The sequence below is a fragment of the Streptomyces daghestanicus genome (assembly GCF_020521275.1).
Taxonomy (GTDB): Bacteria; Actinomycetota; Actinomycetes; order Streptomycetales; family Streptomycetaceae; genus Streptomyces; species Streptomyces griseoviridis.
This window is the reverse complement of the sequence record NZ_BNDX01000016.1, coordinates 567,077-582,958: the sequence shown is the minus strand read 5'-3', so window position 1 is coordinate 582,958 and position 15,882 is coordinate 567,077. Positions and strand designations below refer to the sequence as shown.

Here is a 15,882-nt window from a genome sequence, read left to right as displayed (position 1 = left end):
CACGGGCCGGGGCGCCGGCCGGGGGGAGGGAAGCGGATGAGCGGACCGGGCGACGCCTGCCGCGGTGCCGGCTGCGGCGGGTCGTACGAGGACGTCGGCGGCGGTGCGCTGTACTGCGACACCTGCGGTCTGGCGGCCACCGCGCCGCGAGCGCCGGGCGCACGGCCAGCACCGGAGGCACCGGGCGCACGGCGCGCACCCGAGGCGCCGGGCGCGCGGGAATCCCCGCCGGCCCCGGAACCCCCGGACCCACCGTTGCCCCCGGACCGGCCTGATGTGCCCCGTTCCTGCCAGCGTCCCGGCTGCGACGGGACGTACGAGGACGTCGGCGGCGGCGAGCTGTACTGCGACACCTGCGGCCTGGCGCCGGTGGTCTCCCCGTCCGGCCTGGTCGGCTCGGCCCCCACGCACGTCACCGGCGAGGAGGCGGAGTCCCGGGGCAGCGCCAAGGGCTCGCGCGGCGGCGGCGGTTCGCGGTCGTCGTCGCAGTCCGCGAAGTCCCGCCGGTCGGTGTCGGGGCGGCTCTCCCGGACCCGGTCGGGCCGGTCCACCGGCCGCTCGGTGTCGGTGCGCAGCTCCGGCTCGGCCTCCGGCGCCTCCGCGCGGGGCCGGCTGGGCGCGGGCCTGGTGCAGGTCCCGGCGGTGCCCCGGCCGGACCCCCGCTCGATGGTCCTGGACAACCCGGAGGTGCCCGAGCGCAAGCGGTTCTGCTCGCGCGGCGAGTGCGGCGCGCCGGTGGGCCGGGGCCGGGCCGGACGCCCCGGGCGCACGGAGGGCTTCTGCACCAAGTGCGGCCACCCGTACTCCTTCGTCCCCAAGCTGCGCGCCGGGGACGTGGTGCACGGCCAGTACGAGGTGGCGGGCTGCCTCGCGCACGGCGGGCTCGGCTGGGTCTACCTCGCCGTCGACCGGGCCGTCTCCGACCGCTGGGTGGTGCTCAAGGGCCTGCTGGACACCGGCGACCAGGACGCGATGGCCGCCGCCATCTCGGAGCGGCGCTTCCTCGCCGAGATCGAGCACGCCAACATCGTGCGGATCTACAACTTCGTCGAGCACCTCGACCAGCGCACCGGCTCCCTCGACGGCTACATCGTCATGGAGTACGTCGGCGGCAAGTCGCTGAAGGAGATCGCCAACGACCGGCGCACCCCGGACGGCAGACGCGACCCGCTGCCGGTCGGGCAGGCGTGCGCGTACGGCATCGAGGCGCTGGAGGCGCTGGCCCATCTGCACAGCCGCCACCTGCTGTACTGCGACTTCAAGGTCGACAACGCCATACAGACCGAGGACCAGCTCAAGCTGATCGACATGGGCGCGGTGCGCCGCATGGACGACGACGAGTCGGCGATCTACGGCACGGTCGGCTACCAGGCGCCGGAGGTCGCGGACACCGGCCCGTCGGTCGCCTCCGACCTGTACACGGTGGGCCGGACGCTGGCGGTGCTGACGTTCGACTTCCACGGCTGCACCAGCGTCTACGTCGACTCCCTGCCCGACCCCGACACCATCGAGGTCTTCCGGCAGTACGAGTCCTTCTACCGGCTGCTGGTGCGCGCCACCGATCCCGACCCGCACCGCCGGTTCGCCTCCGCGCAGGAGATGGCCGAGCAGCTGACCGGCGTGCTGCGCGAGGTCGTCTCCCTCCAGTCGGGGCAGGCCCGGCCGGCGCTGTCCACCCTGTTCGGGCCGGAAGTGCGGGTACCGGACACCGAGTTGTTCCCGGCCCTGCACGGCGAGGTCTCCCGGCTGGGCGCCCGGCCCCCGCGGCGCCGGGCCGCTTCCTCCCCCGCCCTGCCCGCGGCGGGCGCGCCCGGCCTGGTCAAGCCGGTCGACGGCCCGCGGGCGGCGCTCGCGCTGCCGGTGCCCCGGGTCGACCCGGCCGACCCCAACGCCGGTTTCCTGGCGGGGCTGCTGGCGTCCGCGCCGGGTGAGCTGCTCGGCGCGCTGGCCGCCGCACCGGCGCCGTCGGTGGAGACCCGGCTGCGGCAGATCCGGGCCCGGCTGGAGCAGGGCGAGCCCGCGCCCGCCCTGGAGACGCTGCGCCTGCTGGAGGCGGAACGGCCCGACGACTGGCGGGTGGTGTGGTACCGGGGCGTGGCCGCGCTGGTCACCGGCGACCACGGGACGGCCGCGCTCTCCTTCGACGCGATCTACGACGCCTTCCCCGGCGAGACCGCGCCCAAGCTGGGCCTCGGCCTGTGCGCGGAGGTGCTCGGGCAGCTCGACAACGCCGCCGAGTACTACCGGCTGGTGTGGTCGACCGACCCCAGCCATGTGAGCGCCGCCTTCGGGCTGGCCCGGGTGCTGCTGGCCACCGGCGACCGGCGCGGCGCCGTCCGCACCCTGGAGTCGGTCCCGGAGTCGTCCGTCCACTGCACGGCCGCCCGGATGGCGGCGGTGCGGGCCCGGCTGCGTCAACGCGCGGCGACCGCCGGCGACCTATCGTTCCTGGAGGACCTGACGGCCGCCGCCCGGCAGGTCGAGGCGCTGGACGTGTACGGTCTGGACCCGGCGCGCCGCGAGCGGTTGTCCGCCGAAGTCCTCGGTGCCGCGCTGGACTGGGTACTCTCCGGGGGCAGGGGTCCGGGCGAGGGGGACCCCGCGACCGCCGGGGCCCGGACGCTGCTCGGCAGCGGCCTGGACGAACGGGGCCTGCGCTTCGGGCTGGAGCGTTCGTACCGCACGCTCGCCCGGCTGGCCCGAGGCGGCGAGGAGAGGATCGACCTGGTGGAACGTGCCAATCGTTACCGCCCCCGGACGTGGGTGTAGTTGATGTCGCAGATGCCCCGGCAGGCCGCCCGGCCGCTGTGTCCCGGCTGTGCGGAGCCCGTTGAGGCGGGAGACCGCTTCTGCGGTGCGTGCGGGCTGGAGCTGTCCGCCGTACCGGAACGGGCCGCGGACCCGGTGGACGCGGCCGGCAGCCCGACCATCGTCATGAACGGCGCGCCGCCCGGTGGCGGGCCGGCCGCCCCCGGTCCGCCCGCGCCGTACGGGGCCGCGCTGCCGCCCGGCGCCCCGCCCCCGCCGGCCGGACCGCCCATGGTCCCGTCGCCCCCCGCCGGACCGCCCCTCGCGCCGCAGGCCGGACCGCCCTACGCCGGGCCGCCCGCGCCGGCCTCGTCCGGTGTGCCGCAGGCCCGGGGCCAGGAGCCCGACGAGTACCTCCTCCAGGAACCGGACCCGCGCATGAGCACCCCCGCCCCGGAACCCGGCCCGCTCCCCGCGCCCGCCGGCGCCCCGGACGGCGCTGCTCCGGACGGCGCCCTGTGCGTCGCCTGCCGGACCGGCCGTGTCGACGGCGACGGCTACTGCGAGAACTGCGGGCACGCCCAGCCCCGCGAGCGCGACCACATGGAGCAGGAGTGCGGCCCCCTCGCCGCGGTCAGCGACCGGGGCCTGCGCCACCACCGCAACGAGGACGCGTTCGGCGTCGGCCGGACCGCGCTGCCCGACGGCACCCCGGCCGCCGTGGCCATCGTCTGCGACGGCGTCTCCTCCGCGACCCGCCCCGACGAGGCGTCCCTCGCCGCCTCCCGCGCGGCCCGCGAGACGCTGCTCGACGCCCTGCCCCGCGGCACCCACCCCCAGCAGGCCATGCACGACGCGATCGTCGCCGCCGCCCGCGCGGTGGACGCCCTGGCCGGCGCCGCCCCCGGGACCGCCGAGGCCCGCGAGCACGCCCCGCACCAGAACGCCCCGGCGTGCACCCTGGTCGGCGCCGTCGTCACGGCCGGGCTGCTGGTCGTCGGCTGGGTCGGCGACAGCCGGGTCTACTGGGTGCCGGCCGACCGTTCCGCGCCGCCCGCGCGCCTCACCGAGGACGACTCCTGGGCCGCCCAGATGGTCGCCGCGGGCCTGATGAGCGAGGCCGAGGCGTACGCCGACGAACGCGCCCACGCCATCACCGGCTGGCTCGGCGCCGACGCCTACGAACTGGACCCGCACACCGCGTCCTACCGGCCGGACCGGGCCGGCGTGGTCGTGGTCTGCACCGACGGCCTGTGGAACTACGCGGAGTCGGCCGGGGAGATGGCCGAGATCGTCCCGGCGGACGCCGCCGCGCGCCCCCTGCACGCCGCCCGAGTCCTGGTCGGTCACGCCCTGGACGGCGGGGGCCACGACAACGTAACAGTGGCCGTGGTGCCGTTCCCCGCCCCGCCGCAGGGGGCAGGATCGGCCTGAGGCCGGTACAAAAGGCGCGCAAGCACCCGCACACGTACGCGCACCGGGCCTCGCGGACCGCAGGGGGCGGTCCGCTCACCGCAACCGGCCCCGCCCGGCGGGGTCCCGGTCGAGGGGGATGCGAACGGGCATGGCCAATTTCTCGAAGTCGAACGCGCCGCGCTTCTCGGTGGACGTGTACCAGAACGAGTACCTGCCCGAGGGCGGGCGCGAGGTCAACGCGATCGTGACGGTGACCGCGACCGGCGGCGGCACCATCGGCGGCGCGGTCACGGCACCCCACCGGTACGCGCCCCACGCGCCGGGCGGGGGCCCGGCCGCGGCCGTGGCCGTCATGGTGGACTGCTCGGGCTCGATGGACCACCCGCCGGCCAAGATGCGCGGCGCCCGGGACGCCACGGCCGCCGCGGTCGACACCCTGCGCGACGGGGTGCGCTTCTGCGTGATCGGCGGGACGCACGTGGCCAAGGAGGTCTATCCGGGCGGCGGGCGCCTCGCCGTCGCCGACGCCACCACGCGCGAGCAGGCCAAGCTGGCCCTGCGCCGGCTCACCGCGGGCGGCGGCACCGCCATCGGCACCTGGCTGCGGCTGGCCGACCGGCTGCTGGCCTCGGCGGACGCCGAGATCCGGCACGGCATCCTGCTCACCGACGGGCGCAACGAGCACGAGTCGCCCGAGGACCTCCGGGCGACGCTGGACGCCTGCGCCGGGCGGTTCACCTGTGACGCGCGGGGCGTGGGCACCGACTGGGAAGTGAAAGAAGTCACAGCGGTCGCCTCCGCGCTGCTCGGCACCGCCGACATCGTCGCCGATCCGGCCGGGCTCGCCGCCGACTTCGCGCGCATGATGGAGACGGCCATGGGCAAAGAGGTCGCGGACGTCGCCCTGCGGCTGTGGACCCCGGCCGGCTCCACCGTGAAGTTCGTCAAGCAGGTCGCGCCCACGGTCGAGGAGTTGACCGGCCGCCGCACGGAGGCGACGGCCCGCGCCGGTGACTACCCCACGGGGTCCTGGGGCGACGAGTCCCGGGATTACCACGTCTGTGTGGACGTGCCCCCCGCCGGCCTGGGCCAGGAGATGCTCGCCGCCCGCGTCTCCCTGGTCGTCCCCCGGCCCGACGGCACGGCGCACCCCCTGGGCGCCCAGGGTCTCGTACGGGCCGTGTGGACGGACGACCTGGCCGCCTCCACCTCCCTGAACGCGCAGGTCGCGCACTACACCGGCCAGGCGGAACTGGCCCGGGCCGTCCAGGAAGGGCTGGAACTGCGCAAAGCGGGCGACCGGGACGGGGCAACGGCCAGACTGGGCCGGGCCGTTCAGCTCGCCGGCTCCTCCGGGAACGCCGATACAGCGAAACTGCTTGCGAAGGTGGTGGACGTGGTCGACGCCGCGGCAGGTACTGTGCGACTGAAGGCGAAGGTCGAGGAGGCGGACGAGATGACACTCGAAACCCGTTCCACAAAGACTGTTCGTGTAAAGAAGTGACGTCTCGAGAGTGACGTCGTACCGCCGTAGCAGCCCACAGCAGGACCCTGCAGGAAAGGGGGAAGCGCCGACATGCCGACCTGCCCGAACGGACACCAGTCGGGTTCCGACGACTGGTGCGAGGTCTGCGGTCACCGCATGGCCGGTGCCGTGCCGCCGCCTCCCCCGCCGCCCCCGGCGGGCGGTTACGGCTATCCGCCGCCCGCCCCCGGAGCCGGCCCGGAACTGTGCCCGCAGTGCCGCACGCCCCGGGAGGGCGGCGCCCCGTTCTGCGAGGAGTGCCGGTGGAACTTCCTGACCAACACGGCCACCTCGTACACCCCGGCCGCGCCGCGCCCGGCCTCCGGCCCGCCGCCCCACTTCCAGCAGCCGTCCGGCCCTCCGGGTCCGTCCTACGGCGGTGGCGGCGGCGGTGACTCCTACCCCGGCGGGCGTCCGCCGGAGTACCAGGGCTCCCGGCCCTCGCAGGTGAACCGGCCCGCCGAGCCGATCCCGCAGAACTTCCCGGGCTTCGGCGGCGACCCGTCCCGCCCGGTCCCGCCCCCGCCCGGCCCCGCGCCGGGCGGTCCGGGCGCGCCCGGCGGACCGAACGGCCCCGGCCACCCCGGCGCTCCCGGTGGCACGCACCCCGGCCGGGCGGGCGGCCCAGGCCCGGCGGCCGGCGGCCCCCCGCCGGCGTGGCAGCAGCAGCCCGGCCCGCCGCCGCCCGCGCCCGCGTTCCCGCAGGAGGGCGACCGTCCGCAGCCGGGCACCCCGCCCCGGCCGGGCGGGCCGGCCTTCGGCGGCGGTGACGACGACTGGCGGATCGCCCCGCCCGGCGGCGGCCGGAGCGGCCCCGGCGCGGCCGGCGCCCCGCCCGCCCCCGCGCCGCCCGGCCCGCCGAACGGCTACGGCTACCCGGGGCCCGGCAGCCCCCAGGCACCCGGCCACCAGGCCCCGCCCCCGCCGCCTCCGGGCTACGGCTACCCGCCCCAGCAGCAGCAACAGCCGCCGCAGCCCCAGCCGCCCCACGGGCACCAAGGGCACCAGGAGGCGCGGCAGCCGCAGGCGCCCCCGCCGCCGCAGGGGCCGGGCACCTGGACGGCGACCATCGGCCCGGACCGCGAGTACTTCATGGCGATGATGCAGCGCTCCGGCCCCGAGGCCGCGGGCCTCAACCTGCCCGCGTACTCGCCCGAGCAGCAGCGCCCGCTCACCGGCAACCAGCTCACGATCGGCCGCCGCCGGCACTCCACCGGCGACACCCCCGACATCGACCTGTCGGTGCCGCCGGAGGACCCGGGCGTCTCGCACCAGCACGCCATCCTGGTCCACCAGCCGGACGGCAGCTGGGCGGTGGTCGACCAGAACTCGACCAACGGCACCACGGTCAACGGCGGCGAGGAGCCCATCCAGCCGTACGTGCCGGTGCCGCTCCAGGACGGCGACCGGGTGCACGTCGGTGCCTGGACGACGATCACCGTCCGCCGGGACTGAGGCCGGACCGGTGATCGGACCGGTGATCATCAGACCGGGAGGGGCCAGACGTACGGCCCCTCCGGGTCGTCCAGCCAGGCCCACCCCCGCCCGTCGCGCACGGTGACGCCGTAGCGCTCCCGGCGCGGCGCGCCCTCGCGCTCCCAGAGCGCGTACGCCTCCCGCGGGTCGAGGCCGCCCCGGCTCAGCGCGAGCAGGAAGCGGAACAGGTCGTCGTCCCGCACCCACCGCGGTACGCCGCTCAGGCCCGGCGCGGGCAGCCCGGCCGCCGGTTCGCCGCCGCGCAGCGGCACGAAGTAGGCGGGCGTCTCCAGGAAACGGCCCTCGGCGTGCCGCGGGTCCCGCACCGCGAGTGTGACCAGGCCGGTGGCCAGCGGGGTGAGGACACGTCCGCCGGGCCGGCACTGCGCGACCCAGGCCGGCGGTACGGCGGACAGCGCGCAGGTCGCGATGACCCGGTCAAAGGGGGCGCGCTCGGGTACCCCGCGCGCCCCGTCGCCGGTGACGACGGCCGGGTGGAATCCGGCGGCGGCCAGGTGCCGGCGGGCGGACTCGGTGATCTCCGGGTCGAGGTCGACGGTGGTGACCAGGCGGTCGTCGCCGAGCCGGTGGCAGAGCAGCGCCGCGTTGTACCCGGTCCCCGCACCGATCTCCAGGACCCGGTCGCCGTCCGCCACCCCCAGCGCGACCAGCATCATCGCCATCAGCGAGGGCTGGCTGCTGGAGGAGAGCAGTTCGCCGTCGCGCAGCCGGGTGGCGAGCGGGGTGTCGGCGTAGGCGCCGCGCAGCCAGCGCTCGCGCGCCGCCGGGTCCGGGTGGCCGTTCCACCGGCGCTCGTAGCCGCCGACGGCACCGACGTAGTAGTACGGCACGAAGAGGTGGCGCGGGACCGCCTCGAAGGCGGCCCGCCAGACCGGGTCGCCGGCCCAGGCGCCGCTCAGCTCGATCTCCCGGACCAGCGCGGCCCGCGCCGAGGCGGCGAGGCCGTCCGGGTCACGGTCCTGTCCGGGAGCGAATCCGCCCATGTCTCCACAGTACGGGCGGGGCCGGGTCCGGGACGGGTCGTAGGACCCGGGTCCTGGTCCCACCGGTCTGAGACCATGGGACCGTGAATGAGATTCGGCGCGGCACGCTGCAGGAGCAGACCTTCTACGAGCAGGTCGGCGGGGAGGAGACCTTCCGCCGGCTCGTCCACCGTTTCTACGAGGGAGTGGCCGGCGACCCGCTGCTGCGGCCGATGTACCCCGAGGAGGACCTCGGTCCGGCCGAGGAGCGCCTGGCGCTGTTCCTGATGCAGTACTGGGGCGGTCCGACGACGTACAGCGACAACCGGGGCCATCCCCGGCTGCGGATGCGCCACGCCCCGTTCACCGTCGACCGGGCGGCGCACGACGCCTGGCTGAAGCACATGCGGGACGCGGTCGACGAGCTGGGCCTGTCCGAGGAGCACGAGCAGACGCTGTGGAAATACCTGACGTACGCGGCGGCGTCGATGGTCAACGCGCCGGACTGATCCCCAGCGTCCCGGTGCCCGCCCGGCGTACGGCGACGGAACCGTAGGGCGTGCGCAGCCGCAGCCACGCCCCCGAGGCGACCAGGGCGAGGCCGCCCTCACCGCGCAGGAAGCCCAGCGACTGGGCCGCGTGCACGGCCCGGACCGGCAGCCGGGTCCCGGCCACGGTACGGGACCAGATGTCCCGCCCTATCCGGTCGTACTCGGCGCGGGTGCGCCGCTCGGCCTCCAGCTCCCGGGTCCGCGCCTTGAACTCGGTGATCCCGGCGGCGACCAGGGCGCGCAGCGCGTCCAGGGACGGCAGTCCGGGCCCGGGCTCGGGCCGCCAGCCGCCGCGCGGGGGCAGCACGCCCGCCCACGGCGGCCCGGTGACCGCCGCCGGCACGGCGGCCGTGGCCGCCTTCTCCTCGACCGCCTCCAGCAGCTCACCGGCGGAGACGGTCACGTCGAGGAGGGCGTCCAGGCCGTCCTCGTACGGCTTCGCCAGCCGCACCGCGCGGATCGCCAGCACCTCGAAGGACGGCGGGCGTCCGAAGACGGCGAGCGCGGTGCCGGCCGCCTGGAGGCGCACCGCGGCGGAACGGTCGTAGTGGAGCAGCCGGGAGAGGAAGGCCGCGAGGTCCGCGGCCTCCCCCTCGTCGGCGAGGTGCAGCACCGTCATGCGGCGACGGCCTCTGCCTTCTCGTCGTCCTTCGTGTCGTCCCGGTACTCCTCCAGGAACTCCCGTTCCTCGGCGGTGATCCGGCGGGGCCGCTGCGCCTCGAAGTCGAACGGCACGATGACCGTCGACGCCCTGACGTAGACCAGGTCGTCGTCCTTCACCTCGTAGGAGAGGGTGAAGGACGCGGCCTTTATCTCCGTGACCCACAGCTCGATGTCGACCGGGCGGTGCCGGTGGACGAGCTGCCGCTTGTAGTCGATCTCGTGGCGGGCCACCACCGACCCCTGCTGGAAATCCTTGTCCGGGCGGAACAGGAAGTCGATCCGGGCTTCCTCCAGGTAACGCAGGAAGACCACGTTGTTGACGTGACCGTACGCGTCCATGTCCGCCCAGCGCAGCGGGCAGCGGTAGATGTGCCGCAAGGTCGATCAGCCCCGGGTCAGCTTCTTGTGGGTGGCGCGGTGCGGGCGGGCGGCGTCCGGGCCGAGCCGCTCGACCTTGTTCTTCTCGTAGGACTCGAAGTTGCCCTCGAACCAGAACCACTTGGAGTCACCCTCGTAGGCGAGGATGTGGGTGGCGACCCGGTCCAGGAACCACCGGTCGTGGGAGACGACCACGGCGCAGCCGGGGAATTCCAGGAGCGCGTTCTCCAGGCTGCTGAGCGTCTCGACGTCGAGGTCGTTGGTCGGCTCGTCGAGGAGGAGCAGGTTGCCGCCCTGCTTGAGGGTGAGCGCCAGGTTGAGGCGGTTGCGCTCACCGCCGGAGAGGACGCCGGCGGGCTTCTGCTGGTCCGGGCCCTTGAAGCCGAAGGCGGAGACGTACGCCCGGCTCGGCATCTCGACCTGGCCCACGTTGATGTAGTCCAGCTCGTCGGAGACGACGGCCCACAGGGTCTTCTTCGGGTCGATGTTCTCGCGGCTCTGGTCGACGTAGGAGATCTTGACGGTGTCGCCGACCCTGATGGAACCGGAGTCCGGCTCCTCCAGCCCCTGGATCATCTTGAACAGCGTCGTCTTGCCGGCGCCGTTGGGGCCGATGACCCCGACGATGCCGTTGCGCGGCAGGGTGAAGCTCAGGTTCTCGATGAGGACCTTCTCGCCGAACGCCTTGCTTAGGTTGTCGACCTCGACGACGACGTTGCCCAGGCGCGGGCCCGGCGGGATCTGGATCTCCTCGAAGTCCAGCTTCCGCATCTTGTCGGCCTCGGCGGCCATCTCCTCGTACCGGGCCAGCCGCGCCTTGGACTTGGCCTGCCGCCCCTTGGCGTTGGAGCGCACCCACTCCAGTTCTTCCTTGAGCCGCTTGGCGCGCTTGGCGTCCTTCTGGCCCTCGACCTTGAGGCGGGTCTGCTTGGTCTCCAGGTACTTGGAGTAGTTGCCCTCGTAGCCGTGCAGCCGGCCGCGGTCGACCTCGCAGATCCAGCCGGCCACGTTGTCCAGGAAGTACCGGTCGTGGGTGACGGCGACGACGGTGCCCTCGTACTTGGCGAGGTGCTGCTCCAGCCAGTTCACCGACTCGGCGTCGAGGTGGTTGGTGGGCTCGTCGAGGAGCAGCAGGTCGGGGGCCTCCAGGAGCAGCTTGCAGAGGGCCACTCGGCGCTTCTCACCACCGGAGAGGTTGCTCACCGGCCAGTCGCCGGGCGGGCAGCCCAGCGCGTCCATCGCCTGCTCCAGCTGGGCGTCGAGGTCCCAGGCGTTGGCGTGGTCCAGCTCCTCCTGGAGCTTGCCCATCTCCTCCAGCAGCGCGTCGGAGTAGTCGGTCGCCATCTGCTCGGCGATCTCGTTGAACCGGTCGAGCTTGCCCTTGACCTCGGCGACGCCCTCCTGCACGTTCTCCAGGACGGTCTTGTCCTCGTTGAGCGGGGGCTCCTGCAGCAGGATGCCGACGGTGTAGCCCGGCGCGAGGAACGCGTCACCGTTCGACGGCTGCTCCAGGCCCGCCATGATCTTCAGAACGGTCGACTTACCGGCACCGTTGGGTCCGACCACACCGATCTTCGCGCCGGGAAGGAAGTTCAGCGTGACGTCGTCAAGGATCACCTTGTCGCCGTGCGCCTTGCGCGCCTTGCGCATGGTGTAGATGTACTCAGCCAAGAGAAACCGTCCGGCAGCTAAATCAGGCAGTGGGCAGATACACCCCATCTTGCCGCACGGCCAGCCCTGGGCGGAAACGCGTTCCGGGCGGGCGCTGTGACCTGGCCTTTCCGGGACGGCACCTGAGCCCCGGCTGTCACTGTGGTTCGGCGTCGGCGGGCCTCGGGCGGTCCTCTCGGCGGCCGCTCCGTTCCCGGGACCGGGCCGGGGTCCCCCGAGCGAGCTACCTGTTCTGTCCTCTCCGGGGTGACGCGCGCCCCCGGTGGTCTCCGGTTGACTCGCATCGTCGGCACAACGGCCGGACAAGCCCGACCAGCCCAGCAGCTAAGGACAACACCATGGCGACGACGCCCAGTTCAGTACGGCACGGTTCTCCCGGAGGCCGCCGGCTCGCCGCGGCCCTGCTGGTTCCCGCACTGGCGGGAACCGCACTGGTCGCGAGTGGTCCCGACGCCAGCGGCTCGCAACCGGCCGTGGTCTCCGGCAAGAGCGCCGGCGGGAGCGCGGGGGGCGCCGGGATCAGCTGGGGCGAGTGCCCGGCCCCGGCCGGGGGGCAGACCCGTGACCCGGACCTGACGTGCGGAACGCTGGAGGTGCCCCTCGACTACCGGGACCCGGGCGGCCCGAAGATCGACGTGGCGGTCTCCCGGCTGTCCACCGCACAGCCCGGGAAGCGACGGGGCGTTCTGCTGCTGAACCCCGGCGGGCCGGCCCTGGGCGGTCTCGACATGCCCGGCTCCCTGGCGTCCACCCTGCCGACGTCCGTGCTGGACCGCTACGACCTGATCGGTTTCGACCCGCGCGGCGTCGACCACAGCACCCCGCAGAGCTGCGGTCTGCAGGACCCCAGCGTGCCCGGTCTCTTCCCCTACCCCGCCGCGGACGGCTCGATCACCAGGAACGTGGCCCTCGCAGAGACCGTCGCCAGGCAGTGCGCCGACACGGCGGGCAGGAACCTGCGGCACTACAACACCGCCAACACCGCCCGCGACATGGACCGCATCCGCCGGGCGCTCGGTGAGAAGAAGATCTCCTACTGGGGCCGGTCCTACGGCACCTATCTCGGCGCCGTCTACCGCTCCCTCTTCAAGGACCGCACCGACCGGATGGTCCTGGAAGGCAACGTCGACCCCACCAAGGTATGGGCCGGCCAGGTGGCGGACACCTGGGGCAAGGGCATGGCCGACCGGTTCCCCGACGCCGCCCGCGTCGCCGCGGCGCAGGCCGGCACCCTCGGTCTGGGCACGGACGTCGCGCAGGTGACCCGCACCTACCTCGCCCTCGCCGACCGCCTCGACCGCACGCCCGCGGCGATTCCCGGCGCACCGGTGTCGCTGGACGGGGCGCTGCTGCGGAACATGACCTACGCCCTGCTCCTGCGCAACGACACCCTTCCCCTGCTCGCCGCGTTCTGGAAGGCCGCCGACGACCTGTCCCACGGCAGCACCACGGCCGCCGACCTCGAGGTTCTCGAGGAGGTGTTCACCGAGGCGCCGGCGTCCCCGGGCATCCCCGCGGACAACCAGGCCACCATGTTCATGGCTCTCACCTGCGGCGACGCCGAGTGGCCGCACGACGTCGACGGCTACGCCGCCCGCACCGCCGCCGACCGCGCGAAGTGGCCGCTCACCGCGGGCATGCCCGCCAACATCTGGGCATGCGCCTACTGGGACAAGCCGGCCGAGCCGACGGTCAGGGTCATGAAGGGCGGGCCCCGCAACACCCTGATCCTGCAGAACCGCCGGGACCACGCCACGCCGTGGGAAAGCGGCGTCGGACTGCACAAGGCCCTCGGTCGCGGCTCCGTCCTCGTCGGCGTCGACAACGGCGGGCACTCCGTCTACGGCGAAGGCTCCGCCTGCGCCGACAAGGCCACCGTCGGCTTCCTGGCCACCGGCCACCTGCCGGGCGAGGACGTCCACTGCACCGACGTCTCCCCGAAGTGACCGCCGGAACACGGTGCCCCCTCTCCGGCCCGCTGTCCGGCCCGCTGTCCGGCCTTCGTCCGGTCGACGCCGCGTCGACGGGGCCGACGGGGCCGACGGATGCCGCCCGGCCGTCACGGCCCATCACGGCGATGACCGGGAACCGCCGCGCCGATATCCATAGCTCCTGACCGCGTGCCCCTCGTGGGCGGGATGCGCTTGCGGCCACCGGCGGCACGAGGCCGGCGGGCCACGGCCCGTGCTCTGGAGTTCGCCGGCGGCGAGACCGGCCGGCGAGGGGTCGCCGCGTAGGCGGCCCCTGGCGGGTCCTTCCTGTCCAGGCCGCTCAACCAGGCCCGGCGCGATGCCGGGCCTCGTCCGCGAGGTGCCGGCCGGAGTCCCGGGTCTGCTCGGCGACCCGGCCGCCCTGATCGCGTGCCTCGTCCTGCGTGGTGTGTGCGGCCTCGGCCGCCGTGCCCTTCACCTCGGCGGCCGCCTCCTGCGCCGCTTGCCTCGTGCCTTCCTTCAGATGCTGCGCGGACTCGGTCGCGGCGTCCTTGACGGGTTCCAGGGCCTCGCTCTGCATCAGCTCGGAAGCCTTCTCCCGCTCGGTGCGGGACGCGGGCAGCAACGAGGACGCCAGCACTCCGGCCCCGAAGGCGACCAGACCGGCCGCCAGCGGGTTGCCCTGGGTCTGGCTGCGGGCCATGTCGGGTGCCTGCTGCACGGCGTGTCCTGCCTGTTCGGCCGCGTCGCGCGCGGTGCCGGCCGCCTGCCCTGCCGCGTCGCGGGCCGATCCGGCCGCCTGCCCGGCGCCCTCCTGGAGCGAGCCGGCGGCCGACTGAGCGGTGTCCCGCACGCCGTGCGCGGTGTGAGAAGCCGTGCCCATCACACGCTCACGCATGCCGGACACCGCGCCGCGCATCCGGGCGGTGCGACGCCGTGCCACGCGCCGGGGGCTGGTCCGGTCAGCGAGCCGGTCCACGTCCGTGGCCAGTCGGCCTCGGGTGGCCTCTATCTCGGTCCTCATCTGGTCGGGTGACGTGCCCATTCCGCGTTCTCCTTCATGGTTGCGACGGTTTGTTCCGGCTTCGGCGAGACGGTGTTCATCCGCGTGCGGCCCTTCCGGTAGAGCACCGCCGCGACCACACCCCAGACGGCGGCGACAATGAGTGCCGCCCAGCCGCCGTCCATCACGTTGGCCAGGCCGAACACGGCGGCCAGTGAGAGGAACAGCAGGACCATGTAGCCCGCGAAGCCGGCACCACCGAGCATCCCGGCGGCCTTGCCCGCCCGGCTCGCCTCCTCCCTGACTTCGGCCTTGGCCAGCTCGACCTCCTGCCGGAAGAGGGTCTGCAGGTCTGCGGTCACCACGGACAGCAGCCTGCTCACGGACTGGTCCTGCTCCTGCTCGTGGTGTGTTCCCGTGCCGCGGACGGGAGAGGTCGAGGCCATCTCACACCCCCGGACGCCCACGGCCCGGCGTGCCGTCCGACGACGGACCGACGGTGGGTGCGCCGGACGACGGCGGCGCGACCGTGTCCTCCGCGGCGATCGCCGGGGGGCCGGTCGGCACGGCCTGCCGGGTCGGCGGCCCCGCCGCGCCGCGATCCGCCGTCACGGAATCCCGGCCTGCCCCTGTTCCGTCGGCCCGGGAGGCAGCACCCGCCGCCTTGGCCACACGGCCGAAGGCCAGGCCGGCCAGCAGCGCGCCGCCCAGGAAGGCACCGGGCCGCCGCCTGGCGAAGTCCTGCAAGTCGCCGACGAGCCCCTCGACGCCTTGCTCCTCCAGGTAGTCGGCGGCCTGGCCTCCCTTGTCCGCCGCCTGTGTCACCAGGCTGCGGGCCGGCGAGTCCTCACGTGCGTGCGCGGCCAGATCCGAGAGGTCGCTCGCCCACTGGCGGAGCTGGCCCGCCGCGCGCTTGGTCTGCCCCTCGGCCTCTTCCATCGCGCGGCTGCGCAGGTCCCCCAGGACTGTGCCTGCCTGCTGTCGTGCCTCGTCCACCACGGAGCGAGCCTGGTCCGCCGCGGTTCCCGCGACCTGACTCGCGGCCTGCTTGGTCCGGTCGGCCGTGGCGGACGTTTCTGTCCTCACCTTTTCCCTGGTGGCTCCGGTCTGGGTCTGTACGGACTCACTCATCGGCAGCTCTCCTCATCCGATGTTCAGCGCGCGGCCCGTGCCCCAGGTGGTCCGGTGAATGCCGGAGCCGGGTGTCACACGTGGCCGTCCGTCCCGTCTCGGGTGGCCATTTAGGCGGTTATGACACGTTCCGTCCGGCTGTTCTTCACATAAGAATGCCGAGTCGTTGTCTCCACGACGCCGGCCTCGCCCGCACCGCGAGGGAAGACGCCGGGAGCGGCCTGCGGGAGCGGCCTCTGTGCCAGGGTGCCGGTCGGCCTCGACGGGTCGCCGGTGCATGCCGCGCGCCGGGGGCGCGGGCCCCGGCAGCCCCCACCGCCGATACACCGGGTGTGCGCTCAGGCGCGGACGGCGACCCGTCTGCGGCCGGCGCGCACCGGACCCGTCGCTCGGCCCCGCTGACGCC

The 15,882-nt window shown here is 74.4% G+C and carries 13 protein-coding genes; 6 read left to right on the top strand and 7 right to left on the bottom strand.

Features of this window, described 5'->3' with window-relative positions; translation table 11 throughout:
• Positions 1 to 36 precede the first annotated feature (36 nt).
• The 4 genes from Sdagh_RS29360 (at position 37) to Sdagh_RS29345 (ending at position 7,144) form a co-directional block, all read left to right on the top strand.
• The gene (locus Sdagh_RS29360; protein WP_226535948.1) at positions 37 to 2,769 is read left to right on the top strand and encodes a serine/threonine-protein kinase; all 2,733 of its coding nucleotides are present in this window, start codon (positions 37 to 39) and stop codon (positions 2,767 to 2,769) included.
• Positions 2,770 to 2,772: 3 nt separating this feature from the next.
• Positions 2,773 to 4,182 carry a PP2C family protein-serine/threonine phosphatase gene (locus Sdagh_RS29355; RefSeq protein WP_189412562.1) on the top strand — a complete coding sequence of 470 codons (1,410 nt, stop codon included), beginning with the start codon at positions 2,773 to 2,775 and terminating at the stop codon, positions 4,180 to 4,182.
• Positions 4,183 to 4,312: 130 nt separating this feature from the next.
• Positions 4,313 to 5,668 (top strand): vWA domain-containing protein, encoded by a 1,356-nt coding sequence (locus Sdagh_RS29350; RefSeq protein WP_190077218.1) that lies wholly within the window; start codon positions 4,313 to 4,315, stop codon positions 5,666 to 5,668.
• 72 nt (positions 5,669 to 5,740) lie between these two features.
• Positions 5,741 to 7,144: an FHA domain-containing protein gene (locus Sdagh_RS29345; protein ID WP_190077217.1), complete on the top strand. Its 1,404-nt coding sequence runs from the start codon at positions 5,741 to 5,743 to the stop codon at positions 7,142 to 7,144.
• Between the two features lie 29 nt (positions 7,145 to 7,173).
• Here Sdagh_RS29345 and Sdagh_RS29340 read toward each other — a convergent pair whose 3' ends face one another.
• Positions 7,174 to 8,169 (bottom strand): methyltransferase domain-containing protein, encoded by a 996-nt coding sequence (locus Sdagh_RS29340; protein ID WP_190077216.1) that lies wholly within the window; start codon positions 8,167 to 8,169, stop codon positions 7,174 to 7,176.
• A gap of 83 nt (positions 8,170 to 8,252) precedes the next feature.
• Here Sdagh_RS29340 and Sdagh_RS29335 point away from each other — a divergent pair, with 83 nt between their 5' ends.
• On the top strand, positions 8,253 to 8,657 hold the full coding sequence (locus tag Sdagh_RS29335) for a globin (RefSeq protein ID WP_189412554.1): 405 nt from the start codon (positions 8,253 to 8,255) through the stop codon (positions 8,655 to 8,657).
• On the opposite strand, the gene Sdagh_RS29330 is transcribed toward Sdagh_RS29335, so the two are convergent.
• The 3 genes from Sdagh_RS29330 to ettA are packed head-to-tail and all read right to left on the bottom strand — an operon-like array spanning position 8,641 to position 11,411.
• The gene (locus tag Sdagh_RS29330) at positions 8,641 to 9,318 is read right to left on the bottom strand and encodes a DUF8010 domain-containing protein (RefSeq protein ID WP_189412552.1); all 678 of its coding nucleotides are present in this window, start codon (positions 9,316 to 9,318) and stop codon (positions 8,641 to 8,643) included. The genes Sdagh_RS29335 and Sdagh_RS29330 overlap by 17 nt on opposite strands.
• Positions 9,315 to 9,740: an acyl-CoA thioesterase gene (locus tag Sdagh_RS29325; protein ID WP_189412550.1), complete on the bottom strand. Its 426-nt coding sequence runs from the start codon at positions 9,738 to 9,740 to the stop codon at positions 9,315 to 9,317. The genes Sdagh_RS29330 and Sdagh_RS29325 overlap by 4 nt, the downstream gene beginning before the upstream one ends.
• 6 nt (positions 9,741 to 9,746) lie before the next feature.
• The gene (gene ettA, locus Sdagh_RS29320; RefSeq protein ID WP_189412548.1) at positions 9,747 to 11,411 is read right to left on the bottom strand and encodes an energy-dependent translational throttle protein EttA; all 1,665 of its coding nucleotides are present in this window, start codon (positions 11,409 to 11,411) and stop codon (positions 9,747 to 9,749) included.
• A gap of 338 nt (positions 11,412 to 11,749) precedes the next feature.
• On the opposite strand from ettA, the gene Sdagh_RS29315 reads away from it, so the two are divergent.
• Positions 11,750 to 13,357 carry an alpha/beta hydrolase gene (locus tag Sdagh_RS29315; RefSeq protein WP_190007710.1) on the top strand — a complete coding sequence of 536 codons (1,608 nt, stop codon included), beginning with the start codon at positions 11,750 to 11,752 and terminating at the stop codon, positions 13,355 to 13,357.
• A gap of 325 nt (positions 13,358 to 13,682) precedes the next feature.
• Here the strand turns inward: Sdagh_RS29315 and Sdagh_RS29310 are convergent, their stop codons facing one another.
• From Sdagh_RS29310 to Sdagh_RS29300, 3 genes are all read right to left on the bottom strand, one after another.
• A complete protein-coding gene (locus Sdagh_RS29310) occupies positions 13,683 to 14,387 on the bottom strand; it encodes a DUF3618 domain-containing protein (RefSeq protein ID WP_189412530.1) in 705 nt (234 codons plus the stop codon).
• Positions 14,363 to 14,728, bottom strand: a complete 366-nt coding sequence (locus tag Sdagh_RS29305) for a phage holin family protein (protein WP_226535946.1) — start codon at positions 14,726 to 14,728, stop codon at positions 14,363 to 14,365. The genes Sdagh_RS29310 and Sdagh_RS29305 overlap by 25 nt, the downstream gene beginning before the upstream one ends.
• A 64-nt stretch (positions 14,729 to 14,792) precedes the next feature.
• Positions 14,793 to 15,476 (bottom strand): ATP synthase subunit B family protein, encoded by a 684-nt coding sequence (locus tag Sdagh_RS29300; RefSeq protein ID WP_190077215.1) that lies wholly within the window; start codon positions 15,474 to 15,476, stop codon positions 14,793 to 14,795.
• Positions 15,477 to 15,882: the final 406 nt, after the last annotated feature.

Bases quoted from the DNA above. Each gene is read 5' to 3' on its own strand.
- Sdagh_RS29360 (WP_226535948.1), top strand. From the start codon at position 37: ATGAGCGGACCGGGCGACGCCTGCCGCGGTGCCGGCTGCGGCGGGTCG.
- Sdagh_RS29355 (WP_189412562.1), top strand. From the start codon at position 2,773: ATGTCGCAGATGCCCCGGCAGGCCGCCCGGCCGCTGTGTCCCGGCTGT.
- Sdagh_RS29350 (WP_190077218.1), top strand. From the start codon at position 4,313: ATGGCCAATTTCTCGAAGTCGAACGCGCCGCGCTTCTCGGTGGACGTG.
- Sdagh_RS29345 (WP_190077217.1), top strand. From the start codon at position 5,741: ATGCCGACCTGCCCGAACGGACACCAGTCGGGTTCCGACGACTGGTGC.
- Sdagh_RS29340 (WP_190077216.1), bottom strand. From the start codon at position 8,169: ATGGGCGGATTCGCTCCCGGACAGGACCGTGACCCGGACGGCCTCGCC.
- Sdagh_RS29330 (WP_189412552.1), bottom strand. From the start codon at position 9,318: ATGACGGTGCTGCACCTCGCCGACGAGGGGGAGGCCGCGGACCTCGCG.
- Sdagh_RS29315 (WP_190007710.1), top strand. From the start codon at position 11,750: ATGGCGACGACGCCCAGTTCAGTACGGCACGGTTCTCCCGGAGGCCGC.
- Sdagh_RS29310 (WP_189412530.1), bottom strand. From the start codon at position 14,387: ATGGGCACGTCACCCGACCAGATGAGGACCGAGATAGAGGCCACCCGA.
- Sdagh_RS29300 (WP_190077215.1), bottom strand. From the start codon at position 15,476: ATGAGTGAGTCCGTACAGACCCAGACCGGAGCCACCAGGGAAAAGGTG.